General features: G+C 48.8%; 24 protein-coding genes. 6 read left to right on the top strand and 18 right to left on the bottom strand.

Going from position 1 to position 26,203, the window contains the following annotated elements:
- Positions 1–154: 154 nt before the first annotated feature.
- Positions 155–1,462: an N-acetylglucosamine-6-phosphate deacetylase gene (locus tag ACWJJ4_RS03445; protein ID WP_454021436.1), complete on the top strand. Its 1,308-nt coding sequence runs from the start codon at positions 155–157 to the stop codon at positions 1,460–1,462.
- Positions 1,463–1,491: 29 nt separating this feature from the next.
- On the opposite strand, the gene ACWJJ4_RS03440 is transcribed toward ACWJJ4_RS03445, so the two are convergent.
- From ACWJJ4_RS03440 to ACWJJ4_RS03430, 3 genes are all read right to left on the bottom strand, one after another.
- Positions 1,492–2,466 carry a LacI family DNA-binding transcriptional regulator gene (locus ACWJJ4_RS03440; RefSeq protein ID WP_454021435.1) on the bottom strand — a complete coding sequence of 325 codons (975 nt, stop codon included), beginning with the start codon at positions 2,464–2,466 and terminating at the stop codon, positions 1,492–1,494.
- Positions 2,467–2,534: 68 nt separating this feature from the next.
- On the bottom strand, positions 2,535–3,203 hold the full coding sequence (locus ACWJJ4_RS03435; RefSeq protein WP_071392307.1) for a YczE/YyaS/YitT family protein: 669 nt from the start codon (positions 3,201–3,203) through the stop codon (positions 2,535–2,537).
- On the bottom strand, positions 3,200–4,087 hold the full coding sequence (locus ACWJJ4_RS03430; RefSeq protein ID WP_454021434.1) for a Cof-type HAD-IIB family hydrolase: 888 nt from the start codon (positions 4,085–4,087) through the stop codon (positions 3,200–3,202). The genes ACWJJ4_RS03435 and ACWJJ4_RS03430 overlap by 4 nt, the downstream gene beginning before the upstream one ends.
- 436 nt (positions 4,088–4,523) lie before the next feature.
- On the opposite strand from ACWJJ4_RS03430, the gene ACWJJ4_RS03425 reads away from it, so the two are divergent.
- The 3 genes from ACWJJ4_RS03425 (at position 4,524) to ACWJJ4_RS03415 (ending at position 8,453) form a co-directional block, all read left to right on the top strand.
- The gene (locus ACWJJ4_RS03425; RefSeq protein WP_003151588.1) at positions 4,524–5,381 is read left to right on the top strand and encodes a MurR/RpiR family transcriptional regulator; all 858 of its coding nucleotides are present in this window, start codon (positions 4,524–4,526) and stop codon (positions 5,379–5,381) included.
- Positions 5,382–5,553: 172 nt separating this feature from the next.
- Positions 5,554–7,098: a gluconokinase gene (gene gntK / locus ACWJJ4_RS03420; RefSeq protein ID WP_025853461.1), complete on the top strand. Its 1,545-nt coding sequence runs from the start codon at positions 5,554–5,556 to the stop codon at positions 7,096–7,098.
- A 26-nt stretch (positions 7,099–7,124) separates the two neighbouring features.
- The gene (locus ACWJJ4_RS03415; protein ID WP_454021433.1) at positions 7,125–8,453 is read left to right on the top strand and encodes a GntP family permease; all 1,329 of its coding nucleotides are present in this window, start codon (positions 7,125–7,127) and stop codon (positions 8,451–8,453) included.
- A gap of 35 nt (positions 8,454–8,488) precedes the next feature.
- Here ACWJJ4_RS03415 and ACWJJ4_RS03410 read toward each other — a convergent pair whose 3' ends face one another.
- From ACWJJ4_RS03410 to ACWJJ4_RS03390, 5 genes are all read right to left on the bottom strand, one after another.
- Complete coding sequence (locus tag ACWJJ4_RS03410) at positions 8,489–9,211, bottom strand: LutC/YkgG family protein (RefSeq protein ID WP_024085823.1); 723 nt, start codon at positions 9,209–9,211, stop codon at positions 8,489–8,491.
- The gene (locus ACWJJ4_RS03405) at positions 9,211–10,641 is read right to left on the bottom strand and encodes a LutB/LldF family L-lactate oxidation iron-sulfur protein (RefSeq protein WP_007407375.1); all 1,431 of its coding nucleotides are present in this window, start codon (positions 10,639–10,641) and stop codon (positions 9,211–9,213) included. The genes ACWJJ4_RS03410 and ACWJJ4_RS03405 overlap by 1 nt, the downstream gene beginning before the upstream one ends.
- A 27-nt stretch (positions 10,642–10,668) precedes the next feature.
- Positions 10,669–11,385: a (Fe-S)-binding protein gene (locus tag ACWJJ4_RS03400; protein WP_454021432.1), complete on the bottom strand. Its 717-nt coding sequence runs from the start codon at positions 11,383–11,385 to the stop codon at positions 10,669–10,671.
- A 180-nt stretch (positions 11,386–11,565) separates the two neighbouring features.
- Positions 11,566–12,756 carry an aminotransferase-like domain-containing protein gene (locus ACWJJ4_RS03395; protein WP_369614426.1) on the bottom strand — a complete coding sequence of 397 codons (1,191 nt, stop codon included), beginning with the start codon at positions 12,754–12,756 and terminating at the stop codon, positions 11,566–11,568.
- Positions 12,757–12,786: 30 nt separating this feature from the next.
- Positions 12,787–13,506, bottom strand: a complete 720-nt coding sequence (locus ACWJJ4_RS03390; protein WP_326355299.1) for a FadR/GntR family transcriptional regulator — start codon at positions 13,504–13,506, stop codon at positions 12,787–12,789.
- A 205-nt stretch (positions 13,507–13,711) separates the two neighbouring features.
- On the opposite strand from ACWJJ4_RS03390, the gene lutP reads away from it, so the two are divergent.
- Positions 13,712–15,388 carry an L-lactate permease LutP gene (gene lutP, locus ACWJJ4_RS03385; RefSeq protein ID WP_102422570.1) on the top strand — a complete coding sequence of 559 codons (1,677 nt, stop codon included), beginning with the start codon at positions 13,712–13,714 and terminating at the stop codon, positions 15,386–15,388.
- 37 nt (positions 15,389–15,425) lie between these two features.
- Here lutP and rpoN read toward each other — a convergent pair whose 3' ends face one another.
- A complete protein-coding gene (gene rpoN, locus ACWJJ4_RS03380; protein ID WP_225979764.1) occupies positions 15,426–16,736 on the bottom strand; it encodes an RNA polymerase factor sigma-54 in 1,311 nt (436 codons plus the stop codon).
- Positions 16,737–16,813: 77 nt separating this feature from the next.
- Here rpoN and yvfG point away from each other — a divergent pair, with 77 nt between their 5' ends.
- On the top strand, positions 16,814–17,032 hold the full coding sequence (yvfG, locus tag ACWJJ4_RS03375) for a protein YvfG (protein WP_003151570.1): 219 nt from the start codon (positions 16,814–16,816) through the stop codon (positions 17,030–17,032).
- 13 nt (positions 17,033–17,045) lie between these two features.
- Here the strand turns inward: yvfG and ACWJJ4_RS03370 are convergent, their stop codons facing one another.
- Genes ACWJJ4_RS03370 through ACWJJ4_RS03330 form a run of 9 tightly spaced genes read right to left on the bottom strand, consistent with a single transcriptional unit; the run spans position 17,046 to position 26,201 of the window.
- Entirely contained in the window at positions 17,046–18,011 is a 966-nt protein-coding gene (locus tag ACWJJ4_RS03370; RefSeq protein ID WP_044052881.1) for a polysaccharide pyruvyl transferase family protein, read from the bottom strand.
- A complete protein-coding gene (locus ACWJJ4_RS03365) occupies positions 17,990–19,162 on the bottom strand; it encodes a DegT/DnrJ/EryC1/StrS family aminotransferase (RefSeq protein ID WP_454021431.1) in 1,173 nt (390 codons plus the stop codon). The genes ACWJJ4_RS03370 and ACWJJ4_RS03365 overlap by 22 nt, the downstream gene beginning before the upstream one ends.
- A 4-nt stretch (positions 19,163–19,166) precedes the next feature.
- Positions 19,167–19,814 carry an acetyltransferase gene (locus ACWJJ4_RS03360; RefSeq protein ID WP_160249202.1) on the bottom strand — a complete coding sequence of 216 codons (648 nt, stop codon included), beginning with the start codon at positions 19,812–19,814 and terminating at the stop codon, positions 19,167–19,169.
- On the bottom strand, positions 19,811–20,419 hold the full coding sequence (locus tag ACWJJ4_RS03355; protein ID WP_025853492.1) for a sugar transferase: 609 nt from the start codon (positions 20,417–20,419) through the stop codon (positions 19,811–19,813). Before ACWJJ4_RS03355 ends, ACWJJ4_RS03360 begins: the two co-directional genes overlap by 4 nt.
- Entirely contained in the window at positions 20,416–21,933 is a 1,518-nt protein-coding gene (locus ACWJJ4_RS03350) for an MATE family efflux transporter (RefSeq protein WP_007613919.1), read from the bottom strand. Before ACWJJ4_RS03350 ends, ACWJJ4_RS03355 begins: the two co-directional genes overlap by 4 nt.
- On the bottom strand, positions 21,930–22,964 hold the full coding sequence (locus tag ACWJJ4_RS03345; RefSeq protein WP_454021430.1) for a glycosyltransferase: 1,035 nt from the start codon (positions 22,962–22,964) through the stop codon (positions 21,930–21,932). The genes ACWJJ4_RS03350 and ACWJJ4_RS03345 overlap by 4 nt, the downstream gene beginning before the upstream one ends.
- Positions 22,961–24,037 carry a polysaccharide pyruvyl transferase family protein gene (locus ACWJJ4_RS03340; RefSeq protein ID WP_058906373.1) on the bottom strand — a complete coding sequence of 359 codons (1,077 nt, stop codon included), beginning with the start codon at positions 24,035–24,037 and terminating at the stop codon, positions 22,961–22,963. Before ACWJJ4_RS03340 ends, ACWJJ4_RS03345 begins: the two co-directional genes overlap by 4 nt.
- A gap of 4 nt (positions 24,038–24,041) precedes the next feature.
- Positions 24,042–25,079, bottom strand: coding sequence for a glycosyltransferase family 2 protein (locus ACWJJ4_RS03335; protein WP_128574701.1), 1,038 nt, complete (start codon positions 25,077–25,079; stop codon positions 24,042–24,044).
- Positions 25,080–25,097: 18 nt separating this feature from the next.
- Positions 25,098–26,201 (bottom strand): EpsG family protein, encoded by a 1,104-nt coding sequence (locus tag ACWJJ4_RS03330; protein ID WP_025853495.1) that lies wholly within the window; start codon positions 26,199–26,201, stop codon positions 25,098–25,100.
- Between the last annotated feature and the right edge of the window lie 2 nt (positions 26,202–26,203).

Here is a 26,203-nt window from a genome sequence, read left to right as displayed (position 1 = left end):
AATAACGAGAAAATCGGGTGTAGAAAGTTGAATAAAACACCTACTTTTTTACAAAAAATGATAATAAAAGGTTGATATGGTACGGGTTTCATACTTTAAGATGATGATGTGTCTTCACTGAATACTAAATAAACATTTCCAGGAGGCGTTTCCTATGCAGTCCAGCACATCATTTAACAGCCCGGCTTACCTTGAAACAAACGGAGTAATGAAAATCGCTGATATAACCTATAGTAATAATGAATGGCTGAACTTTGACATTGGAGGAGAAGGGATTTTTAAGAAATCAGGTTCTTATTTAGTTCCATCTCTTCCAGTAGAATTTCATTGTCATGGAATCGGTGACTATGATTTTAGCAATTTAGACCAATTAGATATTGAAAAGATCAATACACTAGCTGAAATAGAAGGGATTTTCTGTGTACCCTCTATCTTTCTTCCTCATAATCAATTAGATCAATTTGCAGCCTTTATGAAAGAGTTCCATACACAAAAGAGAAAGGGACGTTACCGTAATATTTTAGGTATTTCACTAGAAGGACCATTATTGGCCAGCTTTGCAGGCACACCGGAAAAAGGGAATTGGGCACCCTTAAAAAAAGAATGGGAAAAGATCGCTTCATGTGGAGAATATGGTCTTATTTATACGGTACTGTCTCCAGATGCTATGACTGAAAACTCCTATCTAAAGAAATATATCACCGAAAAACATCCAAGTTTAGAATGGATTGTAGATACACTTGTGGAGGCTGGAGTAAAACCGGCGCTGGGTCACTTCCAAAAAGCATACCCGGAGGAAACCTCTGAACTTATAATGAAAGTTATAGATACAGCGCAAAAACGCAGCAATTACACTGGATCAGATGCCGTTTTAACAGATCATTTGTTTAATGATATGCCAAACAATTTTAAACACACCTGGAGAACACCCCAAGAAAGAGTACATAGATTAGAGGGGTTAAAAGATGCTCGGCTAGATAAATGGAACATAGATAATATCAACACACTTGTCGGAGAAGTTCCCGGTACTTTGATGAGAGCCGCAAAAGAAGGTTTATTAACCATTTGTATGAATTTTGATAGTGAACATGTAGACTTAGAAGTTGCACGGCGGGTTGTAGAACTTGTTGGCTCTGAGGGTATTATAGCAATGACAGATCGCATTGACACAGATTCCATGTGCGGCCAATCACTGGAGAAAATTGAAGGGAATAATCTGTGGTATCAAGGAAAAGGGTATGTAGCGGCAGGGTCTTACACAATTGATCGGCTTATGCATAATATTCGTGCTATAGGTTTTAATGAGAAAGTTGTATGGAATATGACATCATTTGTGCCATTAAAAGCTTGTCATTTCCTAAATGAACTTGAAAACCTATCCATGAAGCCTTTCAGTTTTATAGATGAAACGAAAAAAAGAGCTCATTTCAAAGCGCCTGCCCCAGAGCTGATTCTGCGCTAAGCAAAAAAGACCACCATAAAGTGGTCTTTTTAAGTTGACTTTCTTTTAATAAGTTTTAGGTTCAATTTATTTATATTGGGGACATCTTTGTTATTCATTAAGTTATATAATAAATTTGCTGCTGTTTGTCCCAACTCTTTAATAGGTTGATGTATCGTTGAAAGTTCTATTACCTTAGATATCGGCTGATTATCAAATCCAATAACCGCCAGTTCTTCAGGTATTCGTATTCCCTGTCTTTTCGCTTCATAAATGATCCCCGCCGCAACATAATCACTTCCTACAACCATTGCCGCAGGACGAGGTGACTTATTTAGTAATAATTTTGCTATTTCTATACCATTCTCAATAGTGTACTGTTCCTCAAAGTACCAATTATCACACCATTTCAATCCGTATTCATTTTGAAAGTGAAAAAATGATTTTTTTCTGCTTATGCCAACACCGCTCTTAGGATTTCCTATACACAGACCAATAGATTGATGTCCTTGATTTCGCAGATGATCAATTGCCATTTTGATTCCTGACTCATGATTAATAAATATATGTGCAACCTGTTTGCTTGCAGAAGCTTCACAGGAAACAATATTACCAAACCCAGATATCTCGTCGAGTACGTGATGGGGGCTTACACAGGATCCCAAAATAAGACCGTCAATAAGTTTGTATTTCAATCTGTTAAAAAACTCCATTTCTTGTTCAGGATCGTTATTTGATTGGTGCACAAGTAAACTGTAATTATGTTTATTACACTCTTCGCCTATTCCGGCAATCAGTTTACTGAAAAACGGATGGTTGATTTTAGGAACAATGACTCCGAATACATTTGTCTTCCCCCTGGATAGGTTAATCGCGTTGAAATTCGGTACATAATTTAATTCCTTCATAGCTTTTAACACAGCGTCCCGCTTCTCAGGTTTTACATAAGGATGATTATTGAGAACTCTAGAAACTGTTGTCCGAGAAACGTTCGCTTTCTTTGCTATCTCTGCAATGTTTGTCATTACTGCTACTCCTTTTTAGACAGCGTTATCAGGATTTCACACTGAACAACACAAGGGAAAATAAGCATTTAATTCATTGTTTTATCATGGCCTGCATGAATATGTGCGCCTTCCTGTCCCACACTATAGATAGAACGTGGCTTCCCCATCTTGTGTAATAGTTTGTCAAATAAACCTACTAATATCCCCAGACACAGCAGCACAATGATGGTTCCAATCCCAATCGGCCCCTGAAGAATGATTGCAAGCACAAAAGCTAAAGCTTCCCCTATCGTCTTTGTAATATGAATACCCCAACCTGTACGTTCAGTAATAGCCAGCATCAATTCATCATTCGGTATCGAAGGAAAAGATGCTCTTAAATAAATAGCGATTCCCATAGCCAATATACACAACCCTATCAAAAATAAACTCCATTGAAGAATTACAGCATCTGTTTTTAAGAACGAAAGAACCTTTAAGTTTAAAAGGTCAACAAAACTTCCAATAATAACAATCGGAATAAAACCGGCTAGATTAGGAAACCGCATTTTTATGAGGCTGTTTATAAAGATAAGAATTCCTCCGACAATGAAAACCCATGACCCGATTGTAAGGCCAATGAGTTCTGATAAAGCCACGTTCAGAGCATCCCAGGGGGCAATCCCGGTATTAGATTTAATCATACATACAACCCCTACGGATAAAATAAACAATCCGACAATATAGATTAAACATCTTTTCACAAAATGGATCATGGCTGTATACTCCGCGGTTTAGGGTCTTCTTCTTTCGTCAGAATGTAGTGATCAAAAGCATAAGATACACCACACTCATCATTCGATAACGTTTTAAAAGCAGCCAATTGAATAAGCTTCTTATCTGCATTTCCCATGGCTATCCCTATTCCTGCTGCACGAAACATAGGCAGATCATTTAGATTATCACCTATTGCAATTGCATTCCGCGCATCCGTTCCATAATGTTCACAAAGTTTATTTAATGACGCTCCTTTATCTACTCCTGAACTTGTGATCTCGAGATTGAATGCTCCTGAACTCGTTACGGCACACTCCTTCAGTTGTGCAAAATATTCTTTTGCTTTTTTTAATTTTCTTCGATTTGGCGAAACGATCATACATTTTATGACATACCGATAATCGATAGGGTCAATTGTACCCGGTATTTCCTCTAAGCCGTATTGATGTATCTGAGCTTTAATAGAATTCCAAAATACTTCTTGATTAAAATGAGGTTCTTCCATTACTGTATTGTAAAGTTCTTTTTCAAGCTGCTGAATTCCTTGATTTGATACGGCAATTTTGTCAGATAAGTAAAGCTGATAATAGATTTCTTCTTTATTTAACCATGTGATGATAGGTTGGATTACATCTGAATCCATAAAATGTTCGAATATGACCTGATTTCCCACATCAATTTGAGCGCCGTTTGAAGCAATGATCGGAAAATCCAAATCATATTTATTGATGATGTGTTTTGCATCAAATAAAGCTCTCCCTGTAGCGATTGTTACAAGATGACCTTGTTTTTGTCCGAGCTTTAAAGCTCTTACATCTTGTTCTTGGATAGTTAAGTTCTCTGATAACAGCGTGCCATCTAAGTCAATTGCAATTACTTTCATGTGAATTTCCTCCTCAGAGTTTAAAAATCATTGAAAGTATAATGTATGGTACGCGTTTCAGAGCAATTAGATTATTATATTAATTTGAAGTTTTTCTGAGAAGCTGATTAGACTCTGCTTCCCAAGTGTTCTCCTGCTTAATAATCCTTCTCTTTTGATCAATCCAGTTAATAAAGAACTGACTGCTAATGGCGGAACACTAATTTGAAGAAATTCATCTGAACTTCAAGCGCCGGCAACTTGGGCACCGGCGCTTTTCAGAGAACGATCACTTTTTGTAAAAATCGGATGTCTGAAGTGTCATTGAGGCGGTTTCCCCGATATACTTTTCTCTTTTCTTTCATTTGCGGTAAAGAAAGCAAAACCTGATTCCCTTATGACAGAACTTGCTTTATCATAAAAGTATGCGTTTACATTCGAGTAGGGAGGTTATAGCATGACCCCTGTGAATTCAAGCAGCATCGGGAAAATTCAGGCGGCCAGCAAAGGTTTGTCGCCAAAATTGAGAGCGATTGCAGACCATATCGTGAAGGAACCGAAAGACGTGGTTCACCTTTCCATCATTCAGCTGGCGGAAAAAACGAAAAGCTCTGAAGCGACGATTTTCAGGCTGTGCAAGCGGCTCGGTTTTTCCGGCTATCAGGATTTAAAAATCGCGCTTGCTCAAGAGATCGTTCAGGAGCCGGTGCAGCACATTCATGAAGAAATGAGCCCCGACGACGATATCGAAGTCATCATCCGGAAAGTTTTCCGCACAAACATTTCCGGTCTGACCGATACCTTTCAATTATTAGATCCGGCCGACGTTGAAAAAGCGGTAGAAATGATCCACCGCGCAGACAGAATCGAATTTTACGGAAACGGCGGTTCCGGGCTGATCGCCACTGACGCGTATCATAAATTTATGCGTACGGGTATAAATTGCATCGCGCACACGGATTCTCACTTTCAGGCGATGTCAGCGGGTCTCCTCGGTCCCGAAAGCGCAGTCATCGGCATTTCTCATTCGGGGAGCAACAAGGACGTGCTCGACGCGGTGAAAACGGCCAAATCGCTCGGCGCCGGCACGATCGGCATTACAAGCTACCAAAAGTCGCCGCTCACCCAGATTTCCGACGTTGTGCTGTATACGTCAACAAGGGAGACGGCTTTCAGAACGGAAGCGATGTCCGCAAGGCTTGCCCAGCTGTCGGTCATTGATACACTGTATTTCGCCACGGCCCGGCTGCGGCAGGAGAAAACGCTCGCCAACTTGCAGCAAATCAGAAAAATGATCGCGCACAAACGTTTGTAATATTTATTTTTCAAAAGAGAGAATGCCGATACAGCGGGAATTGAGGCAATTTTATGAAAAAAATTTTCTTCTTCATCGTTGATTTATAAAAAAATTATTCCTATAATTGACTTTGTAAGGGCATACATTATAAATCTATCTTATTATTCAATCAGATTAGGCGGGATATATTATGAAGGAAACCCAAGCTGTTATCGGTCTGGATATCGGCACGACCAGTACGAAAGCCGTTCTGTTCGGACCAAGAGGCAAAGTGTTAGCCAAGCATTCGGTTCACTATGATTTAATACAGCCAAAGCCGGCATGGGCCGAGCAGGATCCTGAGCACATTTTGGAAGCGGTGATCGGAAGCATCAGGGGCGCCGTCACAAAGGCCGGACTGAGTCCTGACAATCTGCTTGCAATCGGCATCAGCACCGCCATGCACTCATTGATAGCTGTCGATCAAAACGGCGGCCTGCTGACCAAAAGCATCATTTGGGCGGACAACCGCAGCGCCGAGCAATCAAAACGGATTATAAAAGAGATGAACGGTTTTGATATTTATAAAAGAACGGGTACGCCGATTCATCCGATGTCTCCGCTTTCCAAAATTGTGTGGATGAAAGAACAGGACAAGGAGACATTCGCGAAAACCGCCAAATTCATCAGTATTAAAGAATATATTCTGCACGAGTTTTTCGGAACTTATGTCGTCGATTATTCGATCGCTTCGGCAACGGGGCTGTTCCGATTAGATACGCTTTCCTGGGATGAAGAAGCGCTCCGGATTGCCGGAATCCGGGAAGATCAGCTGTCGGACATCGTGCCGACCACTTATCAGCTGCGCGGCCTTGCGCCGGAAATCGCTGCACGGATGGGCATTCATGCGGATACACCGTTTATTATCGGCGCAAATGACGGCGTGCTCGCCAACCTTGGAGTCGGCGCGATCGGCAAAGGCGAAGTGGCCGTTACGATCGGAACAAGCGGAGCCGTGCGTTCGGTGACGGATGCGCCGATTACGGATGAAAAAGCGCGGACATTCTGTTATGCGCTGACTGACAAGCATTGGGTCATCGGAGGCCCGACGAATAACGGAGGCATTATGCTGCGCTGGCTTCGAGACGAATTCGCTTCTCCTGAAGTTGAAACGGCGAAGCGGCTCGGCATTGATCCGTACGATTTAATGATTGATATTGCTGATAAAGTGCCCGCAGGCTCTGAGGGATTGCTGTTTCTGCCGTTTTTATCAGGGGAGCGCGCGCCGTTTTGGAACCCGAATGCCCGCGGAACGTTTTTCGGCATCAGCCTCCGCCATAAACGGGAGCATTTTATCAGAGCGGTGCTGGAAGGCGTCATCATGAGCGTCTTTTCAATCGGTGTCGCACTGAGAGATTTGGCGGGCCCCGCAAAAGACGTGCGGGCTTCGGGAGGATTTGCGAGATCGCCGCTGTGGAGGCAGATTTTGTCCGATACGATGGGACGGGAAGTCCTCGTTCCGGAAAGTTACGAAGCCTCTGCGCTCGGAGCGGCCGTTCTCGCTTTGCACAGCCTTGGCGAAATGGAACGGATCGAGGATGTTCAGGACTGGATCAGAATTTCGCACCGCCATGAACCGAACGTCAAAAACAGCGAAACATATATTGAGCTGTTTTACTTATACGAGCGGCTGTATGACAAGCTCAAAGATGAATTTGACGTCATCAGTGAATTTCAGCTCAAACAAAGCCGTTAATTCTTCTTTGAAAGGGTGAAAAGGTCATGTTACTGTTTATTGTCATTGCCGCTATTATCGTTTTACTCTTATTGATTACGGTCGCTAAGTTAAATCCTTTTATCAGTCTTTTGATTACATCCATCCTTGTCGGTTTCGCAACGGGCATGAATCTGCCGGACATTATCACTTCGATGAAAACCGGGCTCGGCAATACGCTTTCGCTGCTTGCGATCGTGCTGGCCCTCGGTACGATGCTCGGCAAAATGATGGCTGAATCAGGCGGTGCGGAGCGGATCGCCCACACCCTGATCGGCCGCTTCGGCAAAAAGAAAGTGCATTGGGCGATGATGGCCGTCGCTTTTATCGTCGGCATCCCGGTCTTTTTCCAGGTCGGCTTCGTCCTGCTCGTGCCGCTTTTGTTTACGATTGCGATTGAAACCGGGGTTTCATTAGTGACGATCGGGATTCCGCTCCTTGCGGGACTTTCCGTCGTGCACGGATTGGTTCCGCCCCACCCGGCGTCGATGGCGGCTGTCGGCATTTATCACGCCAATGTCGGAAAAACGATTTTGTTTTCTTTAATCGTCGGCATTCCGACTGCCATCATCGCAGGGCCGCTTTACGGAAAATGGATTGGTAAGCGCATTCATAAACCCGTTCCCGAACTGTTGAAAAAACAATTTATTGAACGGAATGAAAAACGCAAGCTTCCGGGATTCGCAAATACATTGTTTACGATATTGGTACCGGTGATCCTGATGCTTATGGCCACGCTTGCCGAAATTGCGCTTCCGGAAAAAAGCACGCTCTATGAAACTTTTAAATTTATCGGCGACCCTGTCACGGCGCTTTTGATCGCCACGGTTTACTCCTTTTTCAGCCTTGGTTTTTATCAGGGCTTTGACAGAGAAAGTATTTTAAAATTCAGCAATGACTGTCTGGGACCGATTGCTTCCATTCTGCTTGTGATCGGAGCCGGCGGCGCTTTTAACAACGTCCTGATTGATTCAGGCGTCGGCACGTATATCGCTGACATGGCGAAACACTCAAGCTTCTCTCCCGTTCTTTTAAGCTGGACGATCGCGGCGGTCATCCGTGTTGCCACGGGTTCAGCGACTGTCGCCATGATGACGGCGGCCGGCATTGTTGCTCCGATTGCATCTGTCATGCCGGGCGTCAGCAGCGAGCTTCTCGTTTTGGCAACGGGAGCGGGCTCTTTGATTCTGTCACATGTCAATGACTCCGGTTTCTGGCTCATTAAAGAGTATTTCGGAATGACGGTAAAAGAAACGTTCCTGACATGGACGGCGATGGAAACGATTATTTCTGTCAGTGCGATCTGTTTTATCATGATCATTAACGCGTTTATATAAAAACAAACCCCGGCCGTAAACCGGGGTTTGTTTTTTTATCGGTCATTCACGAGGATATAAGCGGCTTTAACGGGTCCGTGGACGCCGACAACCAAATCCATTTCGATATCGGCCGAGTTGCTCGGTCCGGTAATATAGTTGATGCAGGAAGGAACGGTGACGCCGTCTCTGATCTGCTGTTTCAGTATATCGCTGGCCTGTGTCATTCTCGGCACAATGGAAGATTTCGGGATGATTGCGATATAGGTGGTCGGAAGCAGGCTGACGGAACGGCCGGCATGCTCTGACGCATACAAAACGACGGTGGCTGATTCCGCAAGCGTGATCTCGCTGAATGTGATGCCCACATTCGCTTGTTCCGCTTTTTCAATATTTTTCGCTCCTTGTTCCGCGTCCCATTCCCAAACGGGAATCCCTTCGTCCGGCCACTCTTCTGTCATAAGGGTCTGCAAGCCGTACATTTCAAACCGGCTGTCCTTCGGAATGATGACAGGCCCTCCTTCAAAGCGGTTCACCTGCGTGCGCAAAGCGTCGTAAAGCCCGGCTGCATCCGTTTCGATCAGTTCGGTATGAATGTTGACGCAGTGGTCTTTCAGCATTGTGACAAGATCGTCTTCCGTACAGTCCGCATGCGTTTGATATTGAGGCTGATACTTCCATTCAGGCAGGGACACGCCTGATTTCCTGCGCTCTCTGCCCAGACTTCCGGCGATCCGGTTTAGAAAGGATTCCTGATGTGTAACCGTCCCTTTCATCATCATTCTTCCCCCTTTTGTTTTTCCCGGTCTTTAAACCAATCTCTGAATCTCGATTTATGCGGCGCAGGGAAGTCCCGTATTGCCGTCCATTCTTTTAACGGCCCCGGCCCTTTTGATATTTTGTCATCCTCCGTAAACGGCGTCATGGCGGCAGGCGCCCATTTCGATCCCATTTTATAAAGGGACGGGGATGACGAGCCGAGCCCGAAGGCTTTCATCGCCAGTTTTTCGCTGATCGGCGCTTTGCCCTCTTTTTCCACAATGTTCTGCCGATGCTTGAGCAGCAGCTCGTGCAGCGGAATTTTAACGGGACACGCTTCCGTACAGGCCGCGCATAAGGAAGATGCGTACGGGAGCTCCTTGTATTCGTCATATCCGCCGAGAAGAGGCGATAAGACGGCGCCGATCGGACCCGAATAGATGGACCCGTACGAGTGTCCGCCGACATGCCGGTACACGGGACAGACGTTGATGCAGGCGGCGCAGCGGATACATTGCAGCACCGATTGGAATTCCGTGCCGAGTATGCGGGAACGCCCGTTATCCACAACCACGAGGTGGAATTCCTCAGGCCCGTCAGCTTCTCCTTGCTGCCGGGGGCCCGTCAGCGCCGTAATGTAACTTGTAAGCCGCTGGCCGACCGCGCTTCTCGTCAGCATGCTGACAAGCACTTCAAACTCAGAAAATGAAGGAACGATCCGCTCCATTCCCATCACGGTGATCTGCGTCTTCGGCAGCGCGGACACAAGGCGGCCGTTTCCTTCGTTTGTCACGAGACTGACCGATCCGGTATCCGCGATTGCAAAGTTGCAGCCCGTGATGCCGACATCCGCTTCGAGAAATTTTTTCCGGAGGACGCTGCGCGCGTGCATGACGAGCTCTTCCGGTTTTTCCGTCTGTTTGTATTCGAGTCTCTCTTTAAATACGTCACGGATCTGCTCTTTGTTTTTGTGAAGAGCGGGAGCAACGATATGTGACGGCGGATCATGATCGTCAATCTGGAGAATGTATTCGCCGAGGTCCGTTTCTGTGACTTCACAGCCCTCTTCCTCAAGCACTTCGTTCATATTGATTTCTTCTGTCACCATGGATTTGGATTTTACGATTTTTTTGGCGTTTTTCTGCCGGATGACATCGCGGATATAGGAGGACGCTTCTTCCGCCGTTTCGGCGAAAAAGACATGTCCGCCTCTGTTGGCGACGTTTTCGGCGAGCTGTTCCAAATAGAAATCAAGATTGTCCAGCACATGCTGTCTGATTTCTTCCGCATGGGAACGCCAATCCTCCCAGTTTCCCAATTCCTCGGCCGCCTGAAGCCTTCTTGTCCTGAGCCGTTCCTGCGCTCCGGAGACGGCTCCTCTCATAAACTCATTATCTATTCCTTCTGATACCCGCTCTTTAAAAGCGGCGGTACCGATTTTCATCGCCATGATTTTACCCCCTTGTTGTTTCTCGTCTTATCTGCTGTTCAGCACTTCGGCGATGTGCATGACTCTGACGTTTTTATCCTTACGGTCAAGACGCCCGCCGATATTCATCAGACATCCGCAATCCGCCCCGATCAGCACCTCGGCCTCCGTGTCTTCCACGCAGGCGACCTTCTCATCCACCATTTGTTCAGAGATTTGCGCCATTTTCACAGAAAATGTTCCTCCGAATCCGCAGCATTGGTGCTTTCCGGGAAGCGCGGTCAGCTCGAGCCCCTTGACATGGCGCAAAAGCTTCATCGGCTCCTCCGACACGCCGAGCAGCCTCGTCATGTGGCATGATGTATGGACTGTCGCTTTTTTATGCAGCACCGCCCCGACATCCTCCACCCCGAGAACGTTGACGATAAAATCCGTTAACTCATATGTTTTGCCCGCAAGCTGCTGCGCTTTTGCGGCCCACTTCGGATCGTCCTGAAACAGATGCGGATATTCACGGAACATCGTCGTACAGGAACCTGACGGGCTGACGACGTACTCCGCTTCTTCAAACGCGGCAATCATCCGCTTCATCGCTTTTTTCGCATCCGTCACATACCCGCTGTTGTATGCGGGCTGCCCGCAGCAAATCTGCCCCTCGGGAAAATCCACCTCGCACCCGAGCCGTTCCAGCACCTCAACCGTCGCCTTTCCGACATTGGTCTGAAACATATCCACAAGGCACGTGACAAATAATGAGACTTTCATGATGAACCCCTCTTTCATCCTCAGTATGTGATCCGGTCATCTGATGACCTGTTTTTGGAAAGCTCTATGAATATCCTACACTATTCTGAATATGGATTGGAAGGTTTTTCTGAAAAATCCTTTCGCCCGATGCGCTGAAGGGTGCAAAAAAAGAGAAGCCTGAAAGCTTCCCATGCTGCTCTACATCCCGTTTTTCAGCAGGCGTCCCAGTTTTTGCACACCCTCTTTTATCGCGGCTTTACCGGCAAAACTGAACGACAGGCGGAGATATTCGGCACCGTCTTCCTGATGCGGAAAAAAATATTTTCCGGGTACATAGGAAACGCCGTGAGACAGAGCCCGCGCCAGCATTGCGGACGTATCAGCCCCCGGCGCTTTCACCCATACAAAGTAACCGCCTTCAGGCACGTGCCAGGATGCGGATTCCGGAAGATATCGCGCTGATGCGGCGAGCAAAACATCACGTTTGCTTTGATATGCTTCCCGCAAGGCGGCGAGCCGTTCTTCAATACTCGTTTGTTCCAGATAGACGGCGGTCACCGCTTGGGAAAACGGGTGGCCTAAGTCTTTTTTTAACCATGACAATGCCGTGATGAATGCGGCGTCCCCTGCAATCCAGCCGATCCTCATACCCGGGGCGATGACTTTTGATAATGAACCGGCGTACAGCACCCGGCCGTTTTGATCCATGGCTTTCAAGGGCGGCGGAATATCGGTGAATCCGAGCTCGCCGTATGCATCATCCTCCAAGATGAGAAAATCATACGTTTCGGCAAGCTGAAGCAGGCGGGTTCTCCGCTTCGCTGACATTACGGTTCCCGCAGGATTCTGAAAAGCGGGTATCGTGTAGAGAAGACGGGGAAGCACAAGCCCTTTTCGTTTTCTTTCCTCAAGCATGAAGGCTAATGTTTCTATTTGCAGGCCCTCTTGATCTGTCGGAATGCTCATGATATGCGGTGTATAATTTTTAAAAATCTCGAGCGCTTCCATATAGACCGGAGCTTCAACGGCAGCGGCGGTTTGTTCATCGAGGAAAACCCGCGCAGCCAGATCTATCGCCTGACAGGCGCCTGATGTCACGATCAGCTCATCGTCCCGGCAGTGAATGCCGCGGATGGCTAACCGTTCTTGAATCTGCTTTTTTAAAACGGCCGTCCTCGGGCTTCCCATATAATGCAGCGGCAGATCACGCTCCTCATCCAGAAGGCGGGAGGCGGCTTCTTTCAGCTCCTTATCCGGAACGAGGGCGGGATCGGGATAGCCGGAGTGCAGAGGGATGCACGCTTTCGGAACTGCCGGCATCCATTCCCCGGGAGGATCGTTTGTCAGAGCTTTCTTTACATGGTCAGAAAAAAAAGATTCGGCCTGCATGTGATGTTATCCCCTTTCACAAGTCAGCTTCTATACATTTTCTTCAAAATAAGCCCCCAGCACTTCTTCCACATTCGTCAGGTGCGCCGTCATCGCGGCTTCCGCTTCATCCGCGTCTCCGGCGGCGACGGCGCTGTAAATGCGTTCATGCTCTTCATACAATCGCTGCACGCTCGTTCGTTTAGAAAACAGCCAAATTTTTCTCGTTTCTCTCATTGTTTCCAAAAGGAGCGCGGAGACATGATTCATGAGATGCTTAAGCAGCCCGTTTTGTGATGCTTCCGCCAGCGCCATGTGAAAGGAGAAATCTGCTTTTTCGCCCAATTCTTCATCTCCGTCGATGTCTTTCATCTCCAAGAGAGCTTGGCGGATTTTTTGCAAATCGTCTTCGGTGCGTTTGTCAGCGGCCATGGCGGCGACGCCGAGTTCAAGCAGCTTTCTGACTTCGAGCAGCTGTTTGACGTCCTCTTTTTTCATCAAGAGGGCGGAAGAAAGCGGCTGGGAAACATGAGACGGCTCAAATTCTCTTATGTATGTGCCTTCTCCCTGCTTCATGTCGACGAGCCCCATCGCTTTCAAAGCCGACAGCGCTTCTCTGACCGCCGAGCGGCTGACCTGAAAACTCTCAGAAAGCGCCTGAACGGAATCAAGCTTTTCACCCGGCTTAAGCTCGCCCGCTTTTATCTTCTCCAGCAATGCGTCAGCGACTTCTTCGTAGATTTTTTTCGTTTTAATTTGTTTATATTTCAACGCGATCACCCCGTCACTTGTGAATCTTGATGTTTATCGTCTATTATACTTCTTTTTTTGTGTTGCCGACAGGTTCAGACAATTTGTTCAAGAAAAGTATTGTACTTTCAAAACTTTCAAAATATAATGCTAATTAACCCGGTCATCAGATGACCTTATCATAAAAAGTAATCGTTTACATGACATAAGGAGGGGTTTTTTAGGGATGCAATGGACACAGGGGTACGCTCCTTTAGGGGGAAATTTGCTTTTATCGGCAGCTTGCGCGCTCGTGCCGATTATCTTCTTTTTTTGGGCGCTTGCGGTGAAACGGATGAAGGGGTACATAGCGGGGCTTTTAACGTTAGCCGTTTCACTTTTAATCGCTGTATTTGTTTACGGCATGCCGGCGGAAAAAGCGGTGATGTCCGCTTCTCAGGGAGCGGTGTACGGGCTGCTTCCGATCGGCTGGATTATCGTCACATCGGTCTTTCTGTATAAAATCACCGTGAAAACGGGACAGTTCGAGATTATCCGGAGTTCGGTGCTCTCAATTACAGATGACCGGCGTTTGCAGGCGCTGCTCATCGCCTTTTCATTCGGGGCTTTTTTAGAAGGCGCCGCCGGTTTCGGCGCTCCCGTCGCGATCTCGGCCGCTTTGCTCGTCGGACTTGGTTTTCAGCCGCTGTATGCGGCGGGAATTTGCCTGATTGCCAATACGGCCCCCGTTGCCTTCGGTGCGATCGGCATTCCGATTACCGCCGTCGAAGGTCCGACCGGGATACCGGCAATGGAAATTTCTCAAATGGTCGGCCGGCAGCTTCCGTTTTTATCCGTGTTTATTCCGCTTTACTTAATCATTTTGATGAGCGGGTTTAAAAAGGCTTTTGAAGTATGGCCGGCCATTCTTGTTTCCGGCGTCTCCTTTGCGGCCGTGCAGTACGCAAGCTCGAATTTTTTAGGGCCCGAGCTTCCGGATGTGCTGTCGGCGCTTGTTTCCATGGCCGCGCTCGCTCTGTTTTTGAAATTTTGGAAACCGAAAACGGCCTTTCGTTTCGCAGCAGAACGGGAATCAGCAGCGTCCGCTGACCGGGCGCCGATCAAGTACGGGGGCGCCGCGGTGTTTAAAGCGTGGTCTCCTTTCCTTCTTCTGACGGCCATGATATCCGTTTGGGGGATTCCCGGCGTGAAGGCTGCCTTAACCGGTCATTATGAAGGAACGTCAATGTGGCTTTCCTGGCTGAATGCAGCCGGGCGCGCATTGACCTTCACGCCTCCCGTCCCATTTGTAAATCAGCAGATTCTTCAGGCGGACGGCACGCCGATTGAAGCCGTGTACAAGCTTGAGCTTCTCGGTTCAGCGGGCACGGCGATTCTGATTGCCGCCGTCATCTCCAAGTTCGCCCTCGGCATGTCGTGGAAGACGTGGGGCGAAGCGTTTATTGAAACGGTGAAAGAGTTAACGCTTCCGGTTGTGACCATTGTTTCTGTTGTCGGCTTTGCTTATGTGACGAATGCTTCCGGCATGAGCACGACACTCGGTCTTTCGCTTGCCATGACGGGCTCGATGTTTACCTTTTTTTCGCCGGTGCTCGGCTGGCTCGGCGTATTTATTACCGGCTCTGATACATCGGCCAACCTATTGTTCGGCGGATTGCAAAAGGTGACGGCGCTCTCTGTCGGGATGGACCCGGTTCTCTCCGTTGCCGCCAATTCATCAGGCGGTGTCACCGGAAAAATGATTTCTCCGCAATCCATTGCGGTTGCCTGTGCCGCTGTCGGTCTGGCGGGCAAGGAAGCCGACCTTTTCCGCTTTACGATTAAGCACAGTCTGTTTTTGCTTCTGCTCGTCTGTCTCATTACATTTTTACAGCATCATCTGTTTTCATGGATGATCCCGTAACACGGAGAACCTCCCCGGGGTTTGGCTCGGGGAGGTTTCAGCTGTACCGTTTTCTCGCCGATGACGGCGGAATATTTAATTGATCACGGTATTTGGCGACGGTGCGCCTTGAGATTCGGATGTCATATTGTTCATGAAGCAGATCGGCAAGCTTTTGGTCTGAAAAAGGTTTCTTTTTATCTTCTTTACGGACCAATGCTTCCAGATGCGCTTTTACGGCATAATTGGAGGCGCCGCCATCCCCCGATGATTCAGCTTTCGCCGAGAAAAATGTTTTCATTTCATACAGTCCGTACGGCGTCTGAACGTACTTCCCTTTGATGGCCCGGCTGATCGTTGATTCGTGGAGCTCCAGCGTTTCCGCCACCTCTCTTAAGGTCAGCGGCTGCATTCCGCTTTTTCCTGTGAGAAAAAAGGATTCCTGCCGTTCAGTCAGGACGCCGATAATTCTCGTGATCGTTTGTTTTCTTTGCGACAAAGCCCGGTTCAGCCAGCGCCATTCCTGATATTTTGCCGACAGATAATTTTTCGTGTCACGGCACCCGGCGGCTGACAGGAGCGGCTGATAATGGGCATGAAGCTGGATGTCAGGAAACGAACGGCTGTTGAGCCGCGCTTGAATGATGCCGTTTTTCACCGTGATGAAAATATCCGGTTCTACGTAAAAACCCGGCTCCTCATGCGCATAACGGAGCCCCGGCCTCGGATCAAGCGCGCTGATCATGTCAGCGATGTCCTGAATGTCTTTAAGCGGAATGCCCGTTTTCAGTGTAAGCGCTTTCCAGTTCTTTCTGGCAAATAGCTCAAAATAGGCTTCGGCAATCCATTCCGCCTGTTCGTTCCGCTCGGGAAGACGGCGGAGCTGAAGAAGGATGCATTCCTGCAAAGACCGGGCGCCGATTCCCGCGGGCTCAAGGGATTGAAGCTTTTTCAAAACCGCTTCCGTCTCCTCTTGTGAAGCGGATACATGGTCGGCGGCGGCTGATATGTCCTCTTTTAAATATCCGTTTGAATCCAATGAATGTATCAGATAATTGAAAATTTTTTTCTCATCATCGGACAGCTTCATGTCTAAGGCTTGCTGTTTGAGCGAATCCTGCAGCGTTTTACGGGTAAGTCTGATCTGCTGGCTTCCGTCCCGTTCTTTCATCCTGTTTTTATTTGTTTTATGGTAAGATAGTGGCGGCGTGTCTGTTTCCTTTCGTTCAATCAGAGGGTTTTCCAGTGAGAGCTCATCAATATATCCGGCCAGTTCCGCGGAATTGTATCCGAGTAATGTGATGGCCTGTTTAAGCTCTTGCGTCAATTGAGGCTTTAACATTTGTGTTTGCTGAAGTTTGATATCCATCATGCTCACTCCCCTTTTTTCATTGTACATGATTGGTTTCATACCGTATATACTTATTAAAAGGAGTTGCTTTATAGATGTCAGAACTTTTTTCTGTTCCCTATTTTATTGAAAACTTTACACAGCACATTGAAATGAATCCGAATGAAGACCGAATTCATGCGATGAACAGCTATTACCGCTCCGTCGTCTCAACCCTTGTACAGGATCAGCTGACGAAAAACTCGGTTGTGCTCAAAAGAATTCAGCATTTGGATGAGGCGTACAACAAAGTAAAACGCGGAGAAACAAAATAAACCTTCCGCTCATTCAAAGCGGAAGGTTTTCCTTCGTGCCGGCGGTTTCACCGATCAGCCGGACGTCCGGCGCTTCGTGCGTCCAGGTGTAATAATAGTTCGCGTTTTTCCCGTATGAATTATCAATGACGGTATTCGGTTTCCCGAGAAGCGAGGACAGGATGTGGCCGTGGAGCCTTGACGTTTCCACCGATTCGTACCTGCTGAAAAACAGGACCGCTTTTTTCGTTAAGTAATCGGAATAGCGTTTCCAAAACCGCGCAATCGGCAGCGGGTTTCCCGCTTTTTTATTCAAAACATTCAGCGTTTGGAAAAAAGCGATTCCCCTGCGGTCGCTTGCTGACAGAACATCCTGCCAGTCACAGTTTTTAACGGAAGAATTGTTTTGCAGCTTCGGGTTGATTTCCCCATCCGTGCGGATAAAATAAAGCCTGCCGCGTGACGGAACCGCTGACGCCGCGATCGGATACAGCTGATGGGCCATATCAGGCATAAGCCCGATATGATTCGCCGAAAAAAAGCGTTTCGCAGTCTCGTATGACACATGATCTCTCGTAAACAGGTGGAGATCCTTGTGCTCCGCAAAAAGCGCCGATGTCTTTTGCAGCCGTGTCTCATCCTGATAATAAATCGATTGCGGCAGGATGACGATCCTGTTTTCCGGAAAGGATTTGACGATTTTTTCCCTGAACGTCTGATAGTACGGATAGAGATCCCCGAAATTTCCGCCACCCTGACAGACGATGATCGTCTTTTTGTCCGCCCGGCGCCCGAATGGAAAATTGTCGGGATTCCAGCGCTGTTTCACGCGGATGCCGTGCGCTTTAAAAAACGCCTCCGTCCCTTTCATAATCAATAAATCCCCTACATTTCCGTAGAGGGGATAGTCGGCATATATGATGTCGGATTGCGGCGGTATAACGCTGAGCAGACCCGTCAGCGTCTCTTTTAATCGGCTCATAACATGGCGGCTGTCCATGTTTTCTCCCCTTTCGTTTCAAACAGTTGCGCAAGTGCGTCAATGACACGCTGCTGCTCCTCAGAAGACAGGTCAGACCCGGACGGCAGACAAATCCCCCGGCTGAAAAGGTTCTCAGAGACACGCTCATGGTCGCTGTGAGGATAAAAGACGGAAGATGAGAAAAGCGGCTGCGTATGCAGCGGTTTCCACAGCGGCCGGGCCTCAATATTCTGTTCCGCAAGACAGGCAACGGCTTCTTCCGGCGTCACGCCGTTATCAAGCGTCAGAGCCGTCAGCCAGCGGTTTGAAACCGTTCCTTCAAGCTCCGGCATCATGCGGATGCCCGGATATGTTTCCAGCGCTTCCCGATACCGGTTAAAGATTTCTCTCCTCGCCCGGACGCGATCTTCGAGCACTTCCAGCTGCGATATACCCACGCCCGCGAGAATGTTGCTGAGCCTGTAGTTGTAACCGAGCTCGCTGTGCTGGTAATGAACGGCGGCATCTCTCGCCTGTGACGCAAGAAACCTCGCTTTTTCAATCGCGGCTTCATCGTCAGACACAAGCATGCCGCCTCCCGATGTTGTAATGATTTTGTTGCCGTTAAAGGAATAAATGCCGAAACGGCCGAACGTGCCGCTCTGCCTGCCTTTATATGTTGATCCTAAGGACTCGGCAGCGTCTTCAATCAGACAGACGCCGTATGCGTCACAAAGGCTCATTAATTCATCCATTTTCGCGCTTTGCCCGTAAAGATTGACGGCGATTACCGCTTTCGGGAGTCTGCCGCGCCGCTTTGCATCCCGGAGCGCCCGCTCAAGCGCAGCGGGCGACATATTCCACGTCTCCCATTCCGAATCAATAAAAACGGGCTCAGCCTGCTCATACACAATCGGATTCGCCGTGGCGACAAACGTAAAGGAAGGACAAAATACAACGTCTCCTTTTTTCACACCCGCAAGCCGCAGGGCAAGATGGATGGCGGCCGTTCCCGAGCTTACGGCCGCCGCGCTTTTCACTCCCGCATATTCCGCGAGCCGCGCTTCAAACGAATTGACGAGCGGACCGAGCGGGGCAATCCAATTGGAGCGGAAGGCTTCTGCGATGTATTCCTGTTCTTTTCCGCTCATATGAGGCGGAGACAAATAAATCCGTTTGTTTGTTTGCATGAAATCATCCTTTTTCATTATGGATAGGGGGGATGACGCGGGCCGGAACGCCGACCGCCGTCACATGGCCGGGAATTCTGCTGATGACCGCAGCCCCCGCGCCGATAACGGACCAAGGGCCGATGTCCATCTGCGGTATGACGGACGCGCCGATTCCGATGTGCGTTCCTTCCCCGACTTTCACTCCGCCGGCAAGCGCCGCGCGCGGTGAAAGATGGACGTAATCTCCGATTGCATTGTCATGATCGGCAACCGCCCCCGTATTGATGATGCAATGGGCGCCGATGTCAGCGCCCGCCTGAATGACGGCGCCCGCCATCACAACCGTTCCGTGTCCGACGGAAGCCGTTTCACTGACGATCGCCCCGGGGTGAATGAGTGCGGCATAATCGGCATCTTCAATCCCAAGCGTTTCAGCGAACTGCTTTCTGACGCCGTTGCGTCCGATGCATATCGTGAACACGGCCTCGGGGACGAGTTTCTGAAGTATGTGCACGTCTTCCGTCCGGCCCGTATATAAACCGTTCCGAACGGCAAAACCGCTGAATCCGTCGTCCAATATGCCCGCAAGCTCCATATCGGAACGGGCCTGCACGATTTCCTTCACGACTTTTCCGTGTCCGCCGTTTCCGATCAGCACGACCTTTTTCACGATGACATATCTCCGCTGCCTGTGAAGCGCTTTGCCGTCACATGGCCGGCTTGGTGTATGCCTTCTGACACGAGAACTTTTTTCACTGTTAAAAGCAGAATCTTTAAGTCGAGCAGAAAGGTGCGGTTGTCGACGTACCACACGTCGAGCTTGAATTTCTCCTCCCATGAAATCGCGTTTCTCCCATTGATCTGCGCCCAGCCCGTAATCCCCGGCTTCACCTCGTGCCGCCGCGCCTGCTCCGCCGTGTAAAGCGGCAGATAATCCATCAGCAAAGGGCGGGGGCCGACCAGACTGATATCGCCTTTGAGCACATTAAAAAGCTGGGGAAGCTCATCGATGCTCAGTTTTCTGATCAGCCTTCCCGGTTTGGTCAGGCGCAGATGATCCGGAAGCAGCACACCGTTTTCATCACGCGCATCCGTCATCGTTCTGAGTTTATACAACGTAAACGGACGCCCATTATGCCCCGGTCTCGTCTGTTTGAACAATACCGGAGACCCGATGGCGCATCTGACGGCTGCCATGGCGAAGAGAAGAATGACACTCGCGCCGCACAATAACAGCATCGCGGCCGCTATATCAAATACACGTTTCGCCTTCAAATCTGAACAGCTCCTTTCACTTTTCGGCATTTCTGTAAAGCAAGCCGCCTTTCTTCTTTCGTACAAATGAAGAAAAAAGCGAATGCGGCATAGCTTATGCATACGGCAAGCCCCGCGGCGATCAGACCGGCCCAGCTGTCAAGCGGTGAAAACAGCCGGATACCCCGGCAGACGGCCCAGGCAAATACGGCCGCCGCCAACGGTCCGAACATGCCTTTGTAAAACGCGGTTTTCTGAAAGCCGGTAATATGCGAAACATACAGCGGCGTGAAGACGGCATTTTTCAAAATGAGGGAGACAGCCCCGGCAATGGTGATGCCGTACAGCCCGAGATGTGCCGGTCCGCTGAGAACCACGGCCAATATGACATTCAGTCCGCCTAAACATAAAGTAACGACGGCGGGCGTTTTTTGTTTATTAAAAGCCGTCCATACGTAAAAAAGCGGCATGACAGAGAGACTGACCGCCAAATACGCGGCGTGAATATATAAAAGCGGCGCCGTCTGCACAAACGACGGGCCCAGCCAAATCGCCAGAAACGGTTCGGCAAGCCCTCCTAATAACGCAGCGGGAAGCGCGAGGAGAAGCCCGTTCATCCGCACGGCCTTATTGGCGTAAGACAGGAGACCTTCCATATCGCCTTTTGAATAATAGGAAGTCAAAACCGGCGCAAACAGTGAAGCAAGCGTCCCGGCAAGACTTCTGAGCAGAAGCGGGAATTGAATAATCGCCGCATAGACACCCGCTTCAGACGGCCCCAGCACGAGGTTGGCCGTCATGAGGTCAATCTGCAGAAACAGCAGCACGCCGATCTGGTTGACAGAACTCCAGGCACCAGCCGAAAACAGCACTTTGCTCGTCTGTAATGACAAGGTTTTACGGCTGAAAGAAAACCATGGAATCAATTTCTTAAAGAAGAAAAAAGTCAGCACAGCCGCACAGACGGCTCCCGCTAATGCCGAAAGCTGGATCTGCCAGATCTTCGGCGGCAGGCACGTAAACAGAGCGAGCACACACAGCACCCTGACCAGCATTTGCACGGCCTGAATGGAACTTGTGATATAAAGCTTGTTTGCAAAAAACGGCCCCGTCGCGAACCCCGCCATAAAAAAAGTCAGCATAAACAGCACGCTGCCGATTACGATAGACAGCCTCACATCCGTTAAGAGCCCGGCCGGTACATTCATAATCTTGTCAATAAAAAAAGCAGTCCCGGCGAGCGGCACGGCGAGTAATAGAGATATCACGACAGAAGCGGCTAAATAATTGCTTACATACGCATTGGCCTCGTCCCTGTTCCCCCTGTGGGCGGCGACGGAGAAAAACCTTACAACGACAGAGCTCAGCGCAACGGTAATAATAGAGAAATAGTTAATGATATTCTGTGTCAGATGGACAAACCCAAAAGCCTCCACACCTAATGTTTTCACAATAAAGGGCGTCATCCACACTGATAAAAACACCGATAGTAAAAACGCCGTCACATTGGCGCCGAAATTAATGGCAAATTTCATGCTCCTTCCGCACTGCCTTTCTCTTTCGATTTCCGTTCGAAAAACGCATGCAGAAGAAGAGGAAGGCGCATTTTGCACAGACCGAGCACCACGCGCTCCCCGGCCAGCAGCTGTTTATGGCGGCACGGCGTCCTGCGCACCGCCGTTTTTACCATGTCATACGCTAAGATTCTGCCGATATGCGCCGTAATCTGGTGTGACGGCTGCGGGGCGGCGCATGCGTTGGCGATCAGCATCGGAATCTGATGCTTGCACAAATACGTATCAATATCGCTCCGGCAGGCGTCCGTCAGCCCGTTTTCCTCATAAAAAGCCATTTTCGCTGCATATTGCTTTTGCAGTTCGTGATCTAAGCGGGGCTTAAACGGTGTTTCTGTAAGACTTTGCGGATTTTCCCGGTAGATATACAGCCCTTCGTCTATCACTTTGACACGCGCGGCTTGGCGGAACGCTGCCAAGTTAAACGGAGAGTCCTCGGCAAACCGGATATCTTCATGGAACAACAGCCCTTGCAATGCTTCTCGCCGGTATATATAGCGCCACACATACCAAATAAACCGATGTTCGTGCGCGCGGGTCAGCAATGCAGTCATTTCATCCGCTGTGAAGACGCGGCCCGGCGGAAGGGACGGCGGCATATATGTTCTTTTTTTAGACGGCGTTTCCTTATAATAACCGCAGCCGGCGATATCCAGCCGGTTCTTCTCCGCTTCTTCATAAAGCCGCTCGAACATCGTTTCCGTCACATAGTCATCGCCGTCCGCAAAACCGATATAACGGCCGCGGGCGGCTTTTATTCCGGCATTGCGGGCCGAGCTGAGGCCGCCGTTTTCTTTATGAATCACCCGGATTCTCGCATCTTCTGCGGCGAATTGTTCAGCCATCCGGCCTGACTGATCCGGTGAACCGTCATTGACGAAAATGATTTCGATGTCTCTCAGCGTCTGTTTTGTTAAAGAAACCGCGCATTCTTTAATAAAAGGCTCTGTCTTATACATCGGCACGATCACGCTCACAAGCGGCGCGGTCATTGGGCATCACCGCTGATTTTCGAGCGCAGCCCGGCAAAATAAACACTTCGCAAAGAACCGCCTTCCTCATGCTTGCCGCTGAGCAGCCGATTTACGGCGGATGTTACGGCTTCAGGGTCGGGACGTTCAAGCAATGTCATGTTCGGTATGTTTTTCAGCCATTGATAGCCTTCCATCACCTTATGATCAAACGAACGAATGACGACACAAGGCGTTTTCGTCAGCGCACAAAAAATCATCCCGTGAAGCCTGTCAGTGACGACGGCTTCCGCGCCTTTCAGCGTATTCCAAAGCGCTTCCAGCTCCTTTTCGCGTGTATGGCGGCTGACCCTCCGGCCGACCGTCGTGGTAAAGGAATACAGCTCTCCGTACTCTTTGGCCAAAGCTTCTTTTACCATCGTTCTGTCCTCAGCCGTCAGCGCGCTCTCCTTATCCTCCCGTAAACAGAGGTAGATCCCTTCCCGCGCTATGCCCCGCTCGCTTTTATCCAAATATAAGACCATGTCAGGCTGTTTGAGCACTGTTTTTCCGGGAAAATGACGCTTCATCCATTGATACGTCGTCTCATCTCTCGCCATTAACAAAAGGTCGGGATGCGCATTGTACACTTTTCGGGCGCGCTTCAGTTCCTTCCGTCCCTTTTTTGATTCAGAAAAGTGAGCCGTCGCCGGAAGCTGAACGATCCGATATTGCCGGAATGTTTTTATGATAAAGCGGCGCGTCCATTCCTCATACCGGTACAAATCCCCCATGTTCCCGCCGCCGATGATGAATACCATATCATCGGGGTGGCGCTTTTTGATCAGCGCTTTTGCCGATCTGTATATATCCTTCATATCCACCTCGACAATGTCAAAATCGGGATACTCCCGTTCAAGAAATTTTTTGCTTGCGTAGGCGATGGCGTGATCGCCGAGATTATCGTGGGACGGGAGCAGCGTCAGAATGATCTTTTTTCTTGCCGCTGTAAGCCCCGCCCCATCCGCTCCCGTTCCGAAATGAAATTGGGACGGGTATTTGACTTTAAGCAAAAGCCATTCCGCGAGATTGATTTTTAAAGATTGTATCGACATGTCTTCACCCTCTGATTTTCATTTTGTACTCGATTGCCCGCTGATACGCGGCTGATGCCAGCGACACGAACGGAATCAGCTTCAGCTTCGCCAAAAGCAGAAGGCATGAGCGTTTGGCGTCAAACGGCGCCGTTCCCGTTTTGGAAAGGCTCAGGCGGAATACGGGATCAGCGCATATCCGGCTGATATTCTTCCACTTCTCAGAAAACCGGCCTCCGTTATTCCGCTTCCATTCATTCAGCAGGCAGACTGTTCCGTGCTGAACGATGAAAAAATCCAGCTCCTGCCGGTATTCCTGTAAGCAGCCGTTTTCACGCAAAAAAGCCTCGTTCAGCCGATAGAGAACGAGACCTGAGTCAAACAGCTTTTTCTGATAGCTTTGCACAATGGAAGTTAAGTGAATCCGATAATGATAGAGCGGCTGATCCACGTATGAGACGGCACCTGCGAAAACATGCGCCCGGAGGCTGAAGTACTGATCCTCCACGTGCTCCAGCTCATCACGAAGCGGAAAGCGCAGCTGATGATGCTCGATCATGGATCTTTTGTACAGCTTGTTCCATGAAAAACCGCTGACTCTTCCTTCAAATAAATCTTTCAGGTACCGTTGTTTCGGGCGGCCCTCGTACGCTGAAGCGATCGTTGAAACGGCGGTTTTCCCCGTATCCGCAAATTCAGCCGCATATTCGCAAATCACGAGATCAGACTGATCAGCCTTCGCTTTTTCATACATGCTGAGGCAATAATCAGGTTCAACCCAGTCGTCCGCATCAATAAAAGCGATAAATTCGCCGCGCGCCGCCTCGATTCCCCTGTTGCGGACCGCGCCGAGCCCCCGGTTTTGCTGATGAACGACCCTGATTCTCTCATCCCGCTTCTGATAGGTTTCAAGAATGGCCGGGCTTTGATCCGTTGATCCGTCATTAACGGCCACGATTTCGATATTGGCGAGCGACTGATTGAGCAATGAATCTAAGCATCTTTCTAAATAAGTTTCCGTATTATACACAGCAATTAATAAACTGACCGCGGGTGTTTCCATATAAACCTCCAGTGTCCATTACCGGGAAAAAATCGTTCTGTACGGAAGCACAGACGAATCGACCGGCATAAGCAAGTAACTGTAAAGAAAATAACAGACAATAATGGCGATATAAATCAGCGCATTTGATTTTTCATCAAAAATCCTCACAAAATAAGGGATCAGGATCATTTGATACAGGCCGAAATATATATTAAACCGGGCAAAAATAACATCCTTTGTCGCCAAAAGACCGAAGAGCAGGCCGAGCAGACAGAAATTCACAATGACATCAATGTCAGGCCAGAGCTTCCGCAGCCGCTCCCGGTAGCAGAAAGCCAAAAACAGCGGCAGCAGCAGCACCGCGATTTTTACGACGTTCATCCCGTTCGTATTGGTCATCAGCCATTTCTCATAATGGCCGTACGAGCTGTTTTCCAGCACGACGACAAACAGCGAAATGAACTTCTGATACAGAAACGTCATAAGAAGAAACAATGCCGACAGTCCGAAAATCGCGGGCGACCATGCTCTTTTTCTGACGAGAAAATAAACCGGAATCATAATCAGCGCTGAGGAATGAAAAAGCGAACACAGCAGCACGATTGACATATAACGCTTCCAGCTTCCGCTGATCACGTAGCGGACGGCCCAAAACAAAACGGCCGCCACCATATACTGCCTGATCCCGTTAAAGGAAGCGTAATAGTGATACGTGCCCAAAAACAAAAATACACTCAGCTCAAACGGACGGCCGAACTCAACGAGCCCCTTTAAAATAAAGCTGCACGTCACGACCGCCACGGTGAAATACATGATTTGCGGATCTTTCGTGATAAAATTCATGAGCCAAATGAGAGCCGTAAACCCCGGATCAACGGCTGCTTTTTTCGCTCCGAACCCGAAGATCTCCCAAATGCTTCCGTAATTTTCCGCCAGCTTGTACATCAGCGCGTAGGTCTGAAAATCCGTCCCGACTCTGTAGCGCAAACCGGAGACCAATACCAGCGATAGCAGCGGAACGAGCATGACGAGCTGATTCGGCCGGTATCCGGTCGAAAGCGATTGATCACGCCCGCCGCACATTTTCGCGAACCATGACCAAATATAAACAATTCCCATATTGACTACATATACAATCATTC

Source organism: Bacillus sp. JK62 (genome assembly GCF_053663455.1).
This window is presented reverse-complemented; position numbering and strand designations above follow the sequence as displayed.